The organism is Iningainema tapete BLCC-T55 (assembly GCF_014698965.1).
Taxonomy (GTDB): Bacteria; Cyanobacteriota; Cyanobacteriia; order Cyanobacteriales; family Nostocaceae; genus Iningainema; species Iningainema tapete.
Window position 1 is genome coordinate 265,834 of record NZ_JACXAE010000072.1, and the last position, 15,440, is coordinate 281,273.

General features: G+C 41.8%; 12 protein-coding genes. 2 read left to right on the top strand and 10 right to left on the bottom strand.

Going from position 1 to position 15,440, the window contains the following annotated elements:
• Positions 1-53 precede the first annotated feature (53 nt).
• Positions 54-1,820: a sensor histidine kinase gene (locus tag ICL16_RS22250; protein ID WP_337907100.1), complete on the bottom strand. Its 1,767-nt coding sequence runs from the start codon at positions 1,818-1,820 to the stop codon at positions 54-56.
• A gap of 183 nt (positions 1,821-2,003) precedes the next feature.
• On the opposite strand from ICL16_RS22250, the gene ICL16_RS22255 reads away from it, so the two are divergent.
• Positions 2,004-3,521, top strand: coding sequence for a thioredoxin-like domain-containing protein (locus tag ICL16_RS22255; RefSeq protein WP_190832122.1), 1,518 nt, complete (start codon positions 2,004-2,006; stop codon positions 3,519-3,521).
• A 126-nt stretch (positions 3,522-3,647) separates the two neighbouring features.
• Here ICL16_RS22255 and ICL16_RS22260 read toward each other — a convergent pair whose 3' ends face one another.
• The 5 genes from ICL16_RS22260 to ICL16_RS22280 form a co-directional block, all read right to left on the bottom strand.
• Positions 3,648-4,085, bottom strand: coding sequence for an FHA domain-containing protein (locus ICL16_RS22260; protein WP_190832124.1), 438 nt, complete (start codon positions 4,083-4,085; stop codon positions 3,648-3,650).
• A 195-nt stretch (positions 4,086-4,280) separates the two neighbouring features.
• On the bottom strand, positions 4,281-6,680 hold the full coding sequence (locus ICL16_RS22265) for a heavy metal translocating P-type ATPase (RefSeq protein ID WP_190832126.1): 2,400 nt from the start codon (positions 6,678-6,680) through the stop codon (positions 4,281-4,283).
• A 107-nt stretch (positions 6,681-6,787) separates the two neighbouring features.
• Complete coding sequence (locus tag ICL16_RS22270) at positions 6,788-6,991, bottom strand: hypothetical protein (RefSeq protein WP_190832128.1); 204 nt, start codon at positions 6,989-6,991, stop codon at positions 6,788-6,790.
• Between the two features lie 140 nt (positions 6,992-7,131).
• A complete protein-coding gene (locus ICL16_RS22275) occupies positions 7,132-7,407 on the bottom strand; it encodes a TM2 domain-containing protein (protein ID WP_190832130.1) in 276 nt (91 codons plus the stop codon).
• Between the two features lie 770 nt (positions 7,408-8,177).
• A complete protein-coding gene (locus tag ICL16_RS22280; protein WP_190832132.1) occupies positions 8,178-9,746 on the bottom strand; it encodes a CPBP family intramembrane glutamic endopeptidase in 1,569 nt (522 codons plus the stop codon).
• Positions 9,747-9,877: 131 nt separating this feature from the next.
• Between ICL16_RS22280 and ICL16_RS22285 the strand changes: the two genes are divergently transcribed.
• A complete protein-coding gene (locus ICL16_RS22285; RefSeq protein WP_190832134.1) occupies positions 9,878-10,225 on the top strand; it encodes a Uma2 family endonuclease in 348 nt (115 codons plus the stop codon).
• Between the two features lie 153 nt (positions 10,226-10,378).
• Here the strand turns inward: ICL16_RS22285 and ICL16_RS22290 are convergent, their stop codons facing one another.
• The 4 genes from ICL16_RS22290 to sufB form a co-directional block, all read right to left on the bottom strand.
• The gene (locus ICL16_RS22290; protein WP_190832136.1) at positions 10,379-11,644 is read right to left on the bottom strand and encodes a SufS family cysteine desulfurase; all 1,266 of its coding nucleotides are present in this window, start codon (positions 11,642-11,644) and stop codon (positions 10,379-10,381) included.
• A gap of 54 nt (positions 11,645-11,698) precedes the next feature.
• Positions 11,699-13,078: a Fe-S cluster assembly protein SufD gene (sufD, locus tag ICL16_RS22295; protein ID WP_190832138.1), complete on the bottom strand. Its 1,380-nt coding sequence runs from the start codon at positions 13,076-13,078 to the stop codon at positions 11,699-11,701.
• A complete protein-coding gene (gene sufC / locus ICL16_RS22300) occupies positions 13,078-13,860 on the bottom strand; it encodes a Fe-S cluster assembly ATPase SufC (RefSeq protein ID WP_190832140.1) in 783 nt (260 codons plus the stop codon). The genes sufD and sufC overlap by 1 nt, the downstream gene beginning before the upstream one ends.
• A 101-nt stretch (positions 13,861-13,961) precedes the next feature.
• Entirely contained in the window at positions 13,962-15,401 is a 1,440-nt protein-coding gene (gene sufB, locus ICL16_RS22305) for a Fe-S cluster assembly protein SufB (protein ID WP_190832142.1), read from the bottom strand.
• Positions 15,402-15,440 lie beyond the last annotated feature (39 nt).

The following is a 15,440-nucleotide window of genomic DNA, read 5'->3' on the forward strand; positions in this document are numbered from 1 at the left end:
TAATTAAAAGAATAAGAAATTAATCGAGAATTTAAAGGTCTGAATTATGAGTTCTAAGTTCTTTCTTGATTACACATTTGAACGGTAGTAGATTCTGTTTGAATAATTTGCTTAATTGGAATTTGTATCCAGAAAGTAGTTCCTTGTCCAGGTTGAGATATACATTGTAATAATCCTCCATGCTTTTGAATAATCTGGTGGCTAATTGATAGTCCTAATCCTGTACCTTTGCCTATAGATTTGGTAGTGAAAAATGGTTCAAATAGGTGATCGCGAACGGTTTCATCCATGCCTATTCCATTATCACTAATCAACACAACAACGCCGGGAAAATTTTTAAATTTCAGGTTTGATTGAAGATTAATATTGCTGAGTTCTAATTGTCTGAGAGAAAGATATGGATGATTAAATTCTTCTTGCTCAAGAGCTAACATTGTGCGAATGTGAATTGTCGGGGCTGGAGATTGGTCATTTTTTTTATTTCCTTCTTCTAAAGCATCAATCGCATTAGCAATTATATTCATAAATACTTGGTTAAGCTGATTGGCATAACCTTCAACTAGAGGAATATCGCCATACTCTTTAACCACTTGAATACCTGAATGTCTTTCATTAGGTTTGAGTTTACTTTGTAAAATTAGTAGCGTGCTATCAATACCCTCATGAAGATTAACAGGTTTCATGTCTACTTGATCTAAACGAGAGAAGTTCCGTAATGACAATGTAAGTTGACGGATACGCCCAATTCCCAAATGCATTGAGGAAAGTAGATTCGTGAAATCATTGACAAGAAACTCTATATCTACAGCTTCAAGCAAATCTTGAATTTCCGGAACTGGTTGAGGATAATGCTTTTGGTAAAGTTGTAACACTTCCAATATTTCTTGAGAGTATTGTTGTGCATGGGTAAGATTACCATTAACAAAGTTAATTGGGTTATTAATTTCATGAGCAACATCGGCAATCAACTGCCCTAAATTAGACATTTTTTCACTTTGAATCAGCTTGGTTTGTGTCTGTTGAAGCTCAAACAAAGTTTGCTGTAGTTGATGTGCTTGTTCTTGGGCAACATGAAGAGCATTATAATTTTGCTCGTAAAGTAAAGCTTTCTCAATCGCCGTTGCTGTTTGTAATGCTAATATAGTGAGTAATTTTAAGTCTTCTGTAGAGTAATTTGTAGGAATATCACTGCTAAGAATAATTGCACCAAGTATTTGTTTCTTAGTGATCAAAGGTACGCAAATGAGAGAACAAATTGCTTTACTATCAAGAAATCGAGAGTCTGAAGTGACATTGTTAACAATTTCACCCTGACGTGCTTGGACAATGATATCAATAATTCCTTCTCCTAGCAGCAAGGGCTGTGCCAAAGAGCCAACACCATCTTCCCAGAGAATTTCTAGTCTACCTGTGTTTTCATCTAGTAGCAGAATTAAACCGTTAGTAGACTGAATTAATTTCCTTGCTTCTTGTACTACTAGTCGAGCCACTTCTTTGGGTGCTAGACTAGCAGTAACTTGTGTAGAAATGTCATGAAATAAGTCGATTTCTTGATATTTCTCTAATAATTCATGAGCAAGTAATTTTTTTTCATACTGTTGTTGTGCTAGGTAAGACAGTAAAGAGGCTATGGTAGCTGTTTTCTGGTTACCGATTACCCAACCAATTACTTCTGTCAGTAAATTTACTGGGTATCTATTACCGGAAATACTACAATCTGTGCCTATGAGCGATTTGTGATTTGCATCTTCAATGCAGAAAGAAGTACCTATCTCACTAGCAAGGTTAGTGAGTATATTTACTACTTCTTTTTGGGTCACTAACTTCCTAAAGTTGATTGGAGTCATCTAAATGCAATATGGAGAACACTGCTTCAAGCTTTGCGTTGCTTTCTTTTCTATAGTTCCCATAAAAAATAGATATGTAGCATTTGAAGGTGAACGCCTTTACAGGTTGATTCCATCCCAAAAAATTCACGTCTCGTACCTTGTCGATAAAATTTTATGAATGCCCGTGTACGCTCGCCTGAACTTCCGCAAAATTACCCGTGGTTGAATACTGACAAGCCTTTGTCACTTAAGCAACTTAAAGGCAGAGTTGTGATTTTGGATTTTTGGACTTACTGTTGTATCAACTGTCTTCACGTTTTGCCTACTCTGAAATATCTGGAACAGAAATATCAAGATTGTCTCACCGTTATCGGTGTACATAGTGCTAAATTTGACAATGAGAAGGAAGCCGAAAATATCCGTCAAGCTATTTTGCGCTATGATATCGAACATCCAGTTTTAGTGGATAGTGGTTTTCACGTTTGGCAACAGTATGCTGTGCGTGCTTGGCCAACTATGGTAGTAATTGACCCTGAGGGTTACGTAGTTAGCAAAGTATCAGGGGAAAGCGATCGCGAAGTCTTGGACGAACTAATTCAAAAGTTAATTGACCAACATCAAAATAAAGGTACTGTTAATTTCCAACCATTACATCTCACCCTAGAAAAACAGCGCCAACCATTAATTACACCCCTGGCTTTTCCTGGTAAAGTTTTAGCTAATTCATCTGGGTTGTTTATCGCTGATTCGGGACATCATCGTCTAGTAATGGCTAGCACAGATGGAGAAATTTTGCAAGTAATTGGTACAGGAAAATCTGGGTTAAGGGATGGTTCCTTCAACTCGGCTCAGTTTTTTGCACCGCAGGGAATGGCTTGTGATCAAATCAATCAAATTTTATACGTTGCTGATACAGAAAATCATGCTTTGCGACGAGTTGACTTGAAGCGTCAAGTAGTGGAAACTATCGCGGGAACTGGGAAACAAACTCATAACATCCGTCCTCATCGTGGTGATAGTTTAAAAACAGCTTTGAATTCTCCCTGGGATTTACAACTTTGTGGAAATAGCTTGTTTATTGCTATGGCTGGTTCTCACCAAATTTGGGAGATGAATTTGGCAACGAGCATAATTGGGACTTATGCTGGTACTGGCGCAGAAGGTTGTTTTGATAGCACACTTACCGATTCTGCCTTTGCTCAACCCAGTGGTATCACGACAGATGGACAAGAATTATACATTGCCGACAGCGAAGTTAGCTCAATTCGTGGTGTGGGGTTGATTGAATCGGCACCAGTCAGAACAGTTTGCGGTAGTGGAGATTTATTCGGTTTTGGTGATGTGGATGGGCAGGGTGAGAATGTCAGACTACAGCATTGTTTGGGAGTTGAGTTTGCTCAAGATTATATTTGGGTAGCAGATAGTTATAATCATAAAATTAAATTAGTCAACCCCCATACAGGTGATTGTCAAACAGTATTGGGAAGTTCAGTTGGTTGGCTTGATGGGCGCGGGGCGAATACCAAATTTTCTGAACCTTCTGGATTGAGTTTCTGTGGAACTTATTTGTACATTGCTGACACGAACAATCATGCCATCCGCCGTGTTGATGTGGAGACGTTTACTGTAACAACAGTTGAATTTCCTAATTTATGCGCCCCAGATGTGTGTATTCCAAAACACATATTGTAATTTACCTCTCTTGTGGGATGGGCATCCTGCCCGTCCCTAGATCATTTGGGCGGGCTAGAGCAGCCCATTCCCACAAGAAACACTTGCTTAGTGCAAAACTGACATGGGCAACAAGACAATCAATGACTAATCTTCGAGATCTTCTGTCATGCTGGGGTTAATTAATGTGATATCGTATTCGCTCGAATCTGTTTGTCCTGGGCGCGTGGCATCTCGTAATAAGTAATAAATAGCACGTACTTGCGGACCAAAAACTATCTCGTCTTCATTCTTTAAGTCATGAGCTGGTATTTTCCGCCCATTGATCATCAAACCATTGGAACTTGGTTTTCCTTTGGCATCTCCATCCACAATTCGATAATAATAGCTATGGTTTTTTTCGTCTCGTGGTAGCCTGACTAGGGTGGCATGACGACGAGAGACAAATTGCGAAACCAATCTTATATCACAGGTTTTGTCTCTACCGATGGAATATACAGAGCGATCAAGGACAAATTCTTTACGTCCTTGATCATCTTCTAGTATTAGTAGATGGTTTTGGTTTTCATTGGTTTGTACTGACATTGATCAATCGTTGCTACAATAAGATTGAATTTTTGGTTAGTTAAGAAGTGTTTAGTATCTGTTGCTACTCTTAAAGCAGCAGTATTTCCACTTTTAGTCTAAAATTGACTAAAGGTATATAGTTTGACAAAGAGTAGAACGAGGTTGTTCTACTCTTCCATCTACTGTAGCTTTATACAAACAGAAGACAAAGCTTTACGGACGCGGTGTAAATCGTCTGAGCAAAAGAGAGTTGGTGACAACACTAACAGAGCTAAATGCCATTAATGCCGCAGCACCAGATGGGCTGAGGAGAAAACCAAAACTGGGTAACAAAACACCAGCAGCAAGGGGAATTCCCATGGCATTATAAGCAAAAGCCCAGAATAAATTCTGCTGGATTTTGTTAAAGGTTGCACGGCTGAGCTCAATGGATTGGACAACATCACTTAAGCGATCGCGCATTAAGACAATATCCGCTGTTTCTATGGCAACATCAGTTCCTGAGTGTAAGGCTATTCCCACATCTGCTTGAGATAAAGCTGGAGCATCATTAATGCCATCTCCTACCATTGCGACAATGGATTTGAGTTGCTGTAGAGATTGAATTACAGCTGCTTTCTTTGCTGGGGGAACACTAGCCATTACATCTGTGCTGTCTAAACCTAGTTTTTCAGCGACAAAGCTAGCAGCCTCTATACTATCACCACTAAGTAATATCACTCGTAAACCTATCTGGTGCAATTTGTTTACTACAGATACAGCATCAGAGCGGAGTGGATCTTGTACAGCAATTAGCCCAGCTAGTTTCTCACCAATAGCTACATAAACCACGGTTTTACCTTCTGCTGCCAACTTCTGCGCCTGAGGAAGAGCATCACCAGTGGTAATTCCATGCCAACGCAACCAATCCCAGTTTCCTAACAATACTAATGTGTCATTGACAACAGCAGATACACCAAACCCTGGTTCTGTATGAAAGTCAACAGCCACAGGAATAGATAACTGTTGCTTCTCGGCTTCAGTTTGAATCGCTTTTGCCAGGGGATGACTTGTGCCACTTTCTACCGCTGCCGCTAATTGAAGAAGAGCAGATTGCTCCCCTACTTCTAGCAGGAGACAATCTGTAACTACCGGATTACCTGTGGTGAGAGTACCTGTTTTATCAAAAACTATAGTGTTTAACTTGTGTACTCTTTCTAAAACATCGCCGCCTTTAATTAACAAACCTTGTTCTGCACTCTTGGCGGTTCCGACTAAAATAGCAGTTGGCGTGGCAAGTCCTAAAGCACAGGGACAAGCAACTACCATCACGGCGATCGCCAGCTTTAAACTTAATAATAGGGGTTGATTGTTGATTGTTGATTCATGCATTGCCATCATGGATGAACCATGAGACATGAACGATGAACTATGAGTAATCAGATTGGGAAAGATGTGAGTGCCGATAAAGTACCAAAATCCGAAAGTTAACACTGCAGATGCAAACACACCATAAGTAAAATATCCTGCTACCGTATCAGCTAATCTTTGTACAGGAGCTTTACGAGTTTGAGCAGCTTCAACTAGAGCAAGAATTTGCGCCAGAGTTGTCTCACTGCCGATACGAGTTGCAACAATGGCGATTACTCCAGATTGATTTAGTGTTCCTGCTGCCACTGTATCTCCCGTTTGCTTGATGACTGGCATTGCTTCGCCTGTCAACATTGATTCATCTACAGTTGTACGCCCATCTACTACTTCACCATCTACAGGAATCTTGTCTCCTGGTAAAACTTGTAACCATTCTCCCACACGCACCAATTCCGCCGGAATCTCTACAACTGAGGAAGAATTAACTTCCCCTACTCTCCCAGGTGGTTTAGCGATCAATCTTGCTACAGTAGGTTGCAGAGCAAGTAACTGTTTAAATGCTGCTGTAGCACGATTCCTAGCTTGTTGTTCTAATGTCCTTCCCACCAGGATAAAGCCCAACATCATCACTGGTTCATCAAAAAAGCACTCCCAACCCATTTGGGGAAATAGCAACGCGACTAAACTAGCAGTGTAAGCTGTCAGCGTTCCCAATCCCACTAACGTGTTCATATTGGGTGCATTACGTAGCCAGCCACGCCAACCATCGATTAAAATCGGACGTCCAGGAATTAATAGTGCTACTGTTGCTAATCCACAATGAAACCAAATATTATGCAAAACTGGTAACACATAGCCAGTAGCACTACCAAAATGCCCGATGCCTGATAGTATTAGTAGCAATATGGCAACAATCAACTGTCTTGTTACCGATTGTGAAGGTGATCGCACTTGTTGTGCTGGATGTGCAATTGCTTGTGTCCGCTCTATTACTTTCCCACTCTTTCGGGGTTGAGTTGGAAACCCGGCTGCTGTCAATTGCGCCGATAGTGCTTCTGGTGCTACTGCACCAATTTCCGATTCTACGACTGCTACCTCTGTCGCTAAGTTTACACAAGCGCTTTTGACTCCTGGGTGTTGGGTTAGCTGCCGCTCTACCGCTTTCACGCAGCCAGCACACTTCATCCCGCCAACATCTAAGGTAATTTTCTCTGTGGTTGGGGTTGATTCTGGGGAAAGGTTAGTTTTCGAGACAATTTGCATTTTCACTTGCTACGATTTAACGCCTGACAAAGTACGGCAGTGCCGTACCCCTACTTCGAGGGTAGGCGAAATCTGGAACAGTTGAAGCAAAAAATCGGAACTTTTTTCTAATTGTCTGCTTCAATTGAGGGATAATGACGGTGAGAGCGTTGGTAATTGAGGTAAATTATCGTTACTAGCTGTATTGGGATCAGCGCTATCTCACTTTTAAAAAAATCGTTAACTTCTAAGGATGATATTGCACTAAAATATCCTAAGCCCAGTAAAGCTAGCATTAAATAGGTGAGGTTTTTGCGTTTTAGTGTGAGCATTGTTTGTTAGAATAAGATGTTGACCGTATGTAGAGATATTTATCCTCATGGAGTTTGTTTTGTAATACAGACGCCCCAGTGGGGCATCTATACGTTGCAAATATGGGTTTTAAAGTACTTATACTCAAATAGAAATTAGTTTAAAACCAGCCCTGTTTGTTGATAAAGTACGTACTTACAAATTCTTCATGGGATTTGTTGAGGTAAATTAAACCTTCGATCAAACCCACCAGTTGCATAATTAATAACGTGAAGCCGTAAGTGAAATAACCACCTGCTAGGGAAATAAATAACATAATTAATCCTTCTGCTGGGTAGCCGAGAATGAATTTGTGGATGCCAAAACCTCCAAAAATAATGCCGCAATACCCAGACATAAGCTGTTTTGTGGCGTGACTTGGGGTGAGATTTGCCATAAATAGAACTCCTTTATGAGTAAGTATAAAATTGCTATTCTATATATTTTTTTTTGAAAATAATTATTTTTTCAGTATTTTCACTAAAAAAATATCTTTTCTATGTATTCAAAAGTAATAAGTATAATTTATTACGTTCTTTAGTACGGGAGTTACTTCCGGTACAATTTACTAATAAATTTCCCTCAGTTCTGCTTTACTTGACTTAAAGCGCCTCTAGGGGAAGTTTAGGCACTAGAATACTGTCTGGCGAAGAATTAACTAGGTTTCCTCTCAGTACAGATTTGTGATATTTTTTGTGTTTTACTACTAGCTCTTCAGGATTTTCTCTGATTACTTTATAATATAGAGTAATTTTTGATTACTGTACTGTATTTTGTTTTTAGTCTAGAGAAATAGGTGTTTAAGACTTACTGTTCCCTTGATTAATAAAGACTTAAGGCTGATGTCCTAGTAAATCTAAGAATTTGCCCATAGCTAGTATTTAGTTTTAGTCAAAAATGACATAATAGAGAATCTGCAAGCTACATATAGTAAGCACAGATAAAATCAAAGTTATTTGCACCCAGATAATTTGGATACCAAACAAAATTGGTTGTGTCAATATATTGCTTTAAATCAGTTTTGCGAAAATAGCAAAACTGATTTAAAGACTTTTGCGACGAGCAAAGCCAATAGGATAGCAGTCATATGCTAATTATAATCGTTAAATTTTTGTTACATCAAATTTGTAAATATTTTTAATTTTTGCTCATTTATACTGAGTAACATTAATTACTACCGAGAATAAACAGACTGAGTAAAGTGCCACTGTTCCACAAGCTATGGAGAAGCATGGGTGCAAGAAGGTTGCGCGAGCGCGTGTAGACTATTCCCAAAACCATTCCTAAAGCGGTGAGGGGTAAAATTTCCGATAAACTCAGGTGAGCAACGGCAAACAGTAAACTACTAACAAGAATCGATCCCCACACTGATAAGTAGCGAGTGAGGGAAGGCAACAAAAAGCCGCGAAACAAAAACTCCTCAAAAAGTGGAGCGGCGATCGCAGCGGTAAAGAAAAATATACTAAGAGCTACAACATCTTGCCCTTCCAGTGCCAGTTGCAGTAAGGGATTACTACCACCTTGTCCTTGCCATAGTTGTTGATTAATCAACGATACCACCACCACTATTGGCAAAGCCACACAGTAACCGCCAAATCCCCATAAAAACCAATTATCTCGTAAATTGAATCGAAACCAGTTTTCTGGTAGGGGGAAAAAGCGTTTGAGCGAAATATACAGCACTAATAGCGCACTAGATGCCACCAGCAGATAACTGATTAAAACGTAAAATGCTTGAATGCGCACATTAGCAGCAGGGCGAGGGATGGGAAGAACACTAATGACTAAGGGGATCAACAGTTGCCCCATTAAAAAAAAGCCGACAACAAAAACTTGTAAAACAGTCTCACCACCCCAAGGCGTTGACCAACGCATATCTCCATTTTGCGCCAATAAGGCAGCTTTTCCCTTCCACACACGTTGAGCAACCAAAAAAATTAGCAATCCCACACCGATAAAAACTCCTAGCGCAGGAACAGTGCTAATAACCGCTAACTTTAACAAAGCTTTTTCCGCAACTTCTTGTTGAGTTGCTTTGAGATTGGAAAGTACAGCTTGACGTTGTTGAAGTTGGTATAGTTGAGAAAGAGCTGTGTAGCGAAACCAACCTTCTAAGTGTTCTTGAATCGTCGGCTCAGCGTTGGGTAAAATTTGCTGTGGAGAACTCCACAATCCAATCAACACATCAGCAGTTGTAACTAATTCTGGATCGATTTGTGATTGCTGTAATTGTGACCATGTTTTAATGGCTGTATCTGTCTTTTGTTGCTTGGCTTGTAAGATTCCCAGTTGCAAATCTAATTCAGCCAAAGATTTTTCCAATTTATCTTGTTGCTGCTGCAACTGTTGCTGCTGTAATAAGCGAGAGGCGTTGGTAGCAGGAGGAATTTCTGGTTGGGGTTGAGGGGTTGTGGGAGTGGTAATTGGTGCAGAATTTAGTTTCGCCAATTGGTTTTTGGCTTTATCCAAATTAGTTTGCACTGAATTACGTGCTTGTTGATACTGCTGGGTAGCATTTTCTAAGGGTTTGTCCCCAAGTATCGCTTCTCGCGCTGCTTTAAAATTTTCGTTGTTATCAGGTGGTTCCCATAAAGCCGCTTGCAAGATAATGTTTGTTTGGTACAGTTCCAAGCGATTTTGAAACTGAGGTTGTTGCCAACTTTCCCATAAAGCTGAGCCAGAAAGCAAGATTGCTACTAGTGTCAGCACAGCTAAAACTAACCGCTTAAATTTCATCTATCCTTCCTTTAATCTTGTCAAGCGCGATCGCAATAATGGGAATTATCGCTCATAACGCCACAACCGGGTAGATTTCACAATACAGCAATAGTCGATATCATCGATGTAAGTGTTTAACATCAACGATTATGTTAAAGTATAATCTCTTACACTGCTTACCCTCCGCAGAGGATTTGCCCGACTCTGACGATACGCCTGTGGATAATCAACTACAACATTTGATTCCTGGTTTACTAGAAGCCATCCTAGCTTGGATTTGGGCAAACCGTTGGGATTGGTTTTTTAGCGTAGATATGGGGATTTACTACGAACAAGGAACCGATCAAGGAATTTCACGAGATTGGTTGTACTGGTATGATCAGCAAGGAGAAAGAATTCCCACCCCTGAAGAAAGAGCTACCACTGCTGAAGCACGCGCCCAAATACTAGCAGAAGAATTGCGTAGGTTAGGTGTAAATCCAGATACTTTAATTTGAAATATGGCGATCGCAAGACTAAATGCCAAAAAACAGAGCAGGCTAGAAGCCTACCCCATAAAACATCTACTTTTCTTGTGGGATGGGCATCCTGCCCGTCCCTTAAAATCAAAAATATTTGATGTTTGTTTACGTCCACTTACATATTTTCTCTCATTTACCAAACATCCCACCAAAGAAATCTAAAGTTTCCTTCAAAGCCTTAATAAACACATCAATTTCTGCACGAGTATTGTAAAAAGACAAACTCGCCCGTGCAGTTGCGGAAATTACTAAATGTCTGTGTAATGGTTGTGTACAGTGATGTCCGGAACGAATGGCGATGCCTTCTTGATCTAGTAATGTAGATAAATCGTTAGCGTGGACATTTTCAGCAGTAAATGCAGCTAAAGCGGCTCTACCCAAACCTGCTACCATCGGTTTAGGACCATAGAGACGAAGGTGGGGAATTTGTTCCAGTTGTTCAAATAAATACCCAGTCAATTCTGATTCATAAGCATAAATTTTGTCCATGCCGATATTAGTAAGGTAATCCACCGCTGCACCTAAAGCGATCGCCTCACAAATCGATGGTGTCCCCGCTTCAAACTTATGTGGTAAATCTGCGTAGGTTGAATGGTCTAAAAACACATCAGCAATCATTTCTCCACCACCTAAAAAAGGAGGCATGGATTGCAGTAGTTCCAACTTACCATACAAAAAGCCTATACCAGTGGGACCGCACATTTTATGACTAGAAGCCACCAACCAGTCACAGTCAATTTGCTGCACGTTGATGGGCATGTGGGGTACACTTTGGCAAGCATCAATTAATACCTTAGCACCATATTTGTGAGCGATCGCGCAAATCTCCTTCACTGGGTTAATACAACCCAAAGTGTTAGAAACATGTACCGTAGAAACCAGCTTAGTCTTGTCAGAAATCAGCTTTTTAAAATGTTCTAAATCAAAAGTTTCTTCTGGTGTCAATTCGACAAACTTGAGTACCGCACCAGTTTTTTGGGCGACAAAGTGCCAAGGAACGAGGTTACTATGGTGTTCCATTACTGAGAGGATAATTTCATCCCCTCGTTGCAAATTGTTCATTCCCCAACAGTAAGCAACCAAGTTGATTGCCTCAGTGGCATTGCGGGTAAAAACAATTTCTTGACGAGATGCTGCATTGATAAAAGCAGCCACTTTGTCGCGGGAAGCTTCGTATGCTTCGGTAGCTTTGGCGCTGAGGGCATGTACGCCGCGATGTACATTGGAATTGTACTGCTCGTAGTAATCACGGATGGTGTTGAGTACGAGCAGAGGTTTTTGGGATGTGGCGGCGTTGTCGAAGTAAACTAAGGGTTTGCCGTTGACTTGTTGGTGTAGGATGGGGAAGTCGGCACGGACAATATCGGCGAGTGTTTTTTCTTGTGTTAGTGTCATGGTTGGAAGATAAGAGTTATGGAACCGCCAAAACGCCTTGGACGCCAAGAGGTGTTATAAGTTGACTATGGTGGTGAGGGTTTGTTGGAGGGAGGGGAGGGGTATTTGGTTGATGATTTCGGCGGCGAAGGCTTTGATTAGTAGGTGGCGGGCATCGTTTTCATCGATTCCTCGGCTTTGTAGGTAGAAGATTTCGTCGTCTTCTAGTTGGCTGACGGTGGCACCGTGAGCGCATTTAACGTTGTCGGCGGTAATTTCTAGTTGGGGTTTGGTATCAACTCTGGCTTTAGATGATAGCAGTAAATTGCGATTCAACTGTTCTGCATTTGTTAATTGGGCGGGTTTAGGAACAAAAATTTTACCGTTGAATACACCATGAGCGCGATCGCCTACAATACACTTATGTAACTGACGACTTGTAGCGTGGGGATAATTAAGAGCGATCGCACTGTGAGTATCAGCCAACTGATTCCCACCAATCATCGTCAACCCATTGAGAACAGTTTCCGTTTGCTCACCAGTTTGCAAAATCTCCAAATTGTGACGCGACAACCTTCCACCCAGAGTCACCGCATTACAGGTATAGCGACTGTAACGCCCCTGAGACACCGCAGTCTTACCAACATGTATTGCCTCCGTACCCTCCCGCTCAACCCTAGTATGACTTACCTGAGCATTCTCCCCTACCCAAACCTCCGTAACCGCATTGGTGAAATAAACCTCTTCCTTCGCGCTCTTCGCGCCTTCGCGGTTCAAAAACTCTTCCACCAAACTCACACTGCTACCAGTCTCCGCCACCACCAAACAACGCGGCGAATAAATCATCGGCGTCTCACCACCAGCAGCAACAAACACCAAATGAATCGGTGTTTCCACCACCACATTCTGCGCCACCCAAACCACCGCAACATCAGACATCAGAGCAGTATTCAGGGCAGTAAAAACCTCATGCGCCCCCTCAGCTTGTGCCAAATACTCCTGCACACGGGATTGTAGAGACGCGATAACCCTTGTCTCTACAGGCAACCCAGCCAAACTACTTACCACCACACCCTCTGGCAAACCTGTTACCGAGGATAAATCAGGCGCATAAACCCCGTTTATAAACACCAAACGACTATCAGTAGCCTCTGGTAACGATACATCCATTTGTAGAGACGTTGCAGGCAACGTCTCTACATGATTAAATTCGATTTGACGCAAAAAAGACAAATCAGTAAAGCGCCATTCTTCATCGCGGGTGGTAGGGAGAGAGGATTGACGAACCCACAGAGCAGCACGCTCACGCAATTCCTGTAGAGACGTTGCCTGCAAAGTCTCTACACCAACGCGATTCAACAAACCAGTCAAAAAAGCATCTCTATCTAACCCAGCAGCAGACAAATCAACGCTCATTGAGTTAGGAACCGGACTAGGAGAAACTAGAATACTCATTACACACCCACCCCAGCTTCATCTAAAATCCAGTCATAACCACGGGATTCCAACTCCAGCGCCAGTTCCTTACCACCACTAGTAATAATCCGACCTTGAGCCATCACATGCACATAGTCCGGCACAATATAATTAAGCAACCGCTGATAATGAGTAATCATAATCGTGGCATTCTCCGGGCTAGTCAACTGATTCACCCCCTGAGCCACAATTTTGAGCGCATCAATATCCAAACCAGAATCCGTCTCATCCAAAATTGCCAACTTAGGTTCCAAAAGCGCCATTTGTAGAATTTCATTGCGCTTCTTCTCACCACCAGAAAAACCCTCATTCACACTGCGACTCAAAAAAGCCGGATTCATCTTCACCACTTCGAGCTTTTGTTCTACCAAATCATCAAAATCAAAAGCATCCAACTCCTCCAAACCCTGCGCCTTACGACGAGAATTATAAGCCACCCGCAAAAAATCCAAATTACTCACACCTGGAATTTCCAGCGGATACTGAAAAGCCAAAAACACACCACTTCTAGCACGTTCCTCCGGTTCCATTTCCAAAAGATTTTGTCCCTGGAAAATCACCTCACCACCAGTCACCTCATACGCAGGATGCCCAGCCAAAACCTTAGAAAACGTACTCTTACCAGAACCATTCGGTCCCATAATCGCATGAACCTCACCCAAACGCACCTCAAGATTCAAACCCTTGAGAATCGGCGTACCATCAACATCAGCCGTCAAATCTCGTACCGACAGCACCAAATCACTATTCTCAACAATCATATCCTCTCTCTCTTTTCTTTCTTCCTTCGTGTTCTTTGCGTCTTCGCGGTTCAAAAAATATTTAACCGCGAAGACACGAAGGGCGCGAAGAATTACCAACATTACCCAACACTACCTTCCAACTTCAAACTCAACAACTTATCAGCCTCCACCGCAAACTCCATCGGTAGCTGATTAAACACATCCTTACAGAAACCGCTAATCATCATCGAAATAGCATCTTCCGTCGAAATACCACGCTGCGCAAAGTAAAATAATTGGTCTTCCCCAATCTTAGAAGTAGAAGCCTCATGCTCCACCTTAGCAGTATGATTCTGCACCTGAATATAAGGGAAAGTATTCGCATGAGCATTATCCCCAATCAACATAGAGTCGCACTGAGAATAGTTACGCGCCCCGTCTGCTTTAGGATTAACTTTCACCAAACCTCGGTAACTGTTGCTAGACGAACCTGCAGAAATTCCCTTAGAAATAATTGTGCTGCGAGTGTTCTTACCAACGTGAATCATCTTAGTACCGGTGTCGGCTTGCTGCATATGATTTGTCAGCGCCACCGAGTAAAACTCACCTACAGAGTTATCGCCTACCAATACACAGCTTGGATACTTCCAAGTAATAGCAGAACCAGTTTCTACCTGTGTCCAAGAAATTTTGGAATTCACACCCTGACACAAACCACGCTTGGTGACAAAGTTGTAAATACCACCTTTACCGTTAGCATCACCAGCGTACCAGTTTTGGACTGTGGAGTATTTAATTTCAGCGTTGTCAAGAGCAACGAGTTCGACAACAGCGGCGTGCAATTGGTTGCTGTCGTACATTGGTGCTGTACAACCTTCCAAGTAGGAAACGTAGCTGTCTTCTTCTGCGATAATTAAAGTCCGCTCGAATTGTCCTGTTTCGCCGTTGTTGATGCGGAAGTATGTAGATAGTTCCATTGGGCATTTTACACCTTTAGGAATGTAAACGAAGGAACCATCACTAAATACAGCAGCGTTTAAGGCGGCAAAGTAGTTATCTGCTGGGGGTACAACACTACCCAGATACTTCTTCACCAATTCTGGATGGGTGTGCAATGCTTCGGAAATTGAGCTGAAAATTACACCATCTTTAGCTAGTTTTTCTTTGAAGGTGGTGGCGATGGAAACGCTATCGAAAATCGCATCCACGGCAACGTTTGCCAGTCGCTTTTGCTCAGATAGGGAAATACCCAACTTTTCAAAGGTTTCCAACAGGGTTGGGTCAACTTCATCTAAGCTGTTAAGCTTCTTTTCGCTTTGCTTTGGTGCTGAGTAGTAGATGATATCTTGGTAGTTAATGGTGGGATACTTGACGCTGGGCCAAGTTGGTTCTACCATCTTCTGCCACTGACGGAAAGCTCTGAGGCGAAATTCCAGCATGAACTCCGGCTCTTTCTTCTTTGCCGATATCACGCGCACAATGTCCTCGTTTAATCCACGCGGAATTGTGTCGGCTTCAATTTCAGTGATAAAGCCGTATTTGTAAGGCTGGTTGACTAGGGTTTTGACAGTGGCACTCATTGCTGGTTACTTAATTGTGTTGACTCTCTTTAAGGATGG

Coding starts and splice junctions, on each gene's coding strand:
- ICL16_RS22255 (WP_190832122.1), top strand. CDS start 2,004: ATGAATGCCCGTGTACGCTCGCCTGAACTTCCGCAAAATTACCCGTGG.
- ICL16_RS22260 (WP_190832124.1), bottom strand. CDS start 4,085: ATGTCAGTACAAACCAATGAAAACCAAAACCATCTACTAATACTAGAA.
- ICL16_RS22265 (WP_190832126.1), bottom strand. CDS start 6,680: ATGCAAATTGTCTCGAAAACTAACCTTTCCCCAGAATCAACCCCAACC.
- ICL16_RS22270 (WP_190832128.1), bottom strand. CDS start 6,991: ATGCTCACACTAAAACGCAAAAACCTCACCTATTTAATGCTAGCTTTA.
- ICL16_RS22275 (WP_190832130.1), bottom strand. CDS start 7,407: ATGGCAAATCTCACCCCAAGTCACGCCACAAAACAGCTTATGTCTGGG.
- ICL16_RS22280 (WP_190832132.1), bottom strand. CDS start 9,746: ATGAAATTTAAGCGGTTAGTTTTAGCTGTGCTGACACTAGTAGCAATC.
- ICL16_RS22285 (WP_190832134.1), top strand. CDS start 9,878: ATGTTAAAGTATAATCTCTTACACTGCTTACCCTCCGCAGAGGATTTG.
- ICL16_RS22290 (WP_190832136.1), bottom strand. CDS start 11,644: ATGACACTAACACAAGAAAAAACACTCGCCGATATTGTCCGTGCCGAC.
- sufD (WP_190832138.1), bottom strand. CDS start 13,078: ATGAGTATTCTAGTTTCTCCTAGTCCGGTTCCTAACTCAATGAGCGTT.
- sufC (WP_190832140.1), bottom strand. CDS start 13,860: ATGATTGTTGAGAATAGTGATTTGGTGCTGTCGGTACGAGATTTGACG.
- sufB (WP_190832142.1), bottom strand. CDS start 15,401: ATGAGTGCCACTGTCAAAACCCTAGTCAACCAGCCTTACAAATACGGC.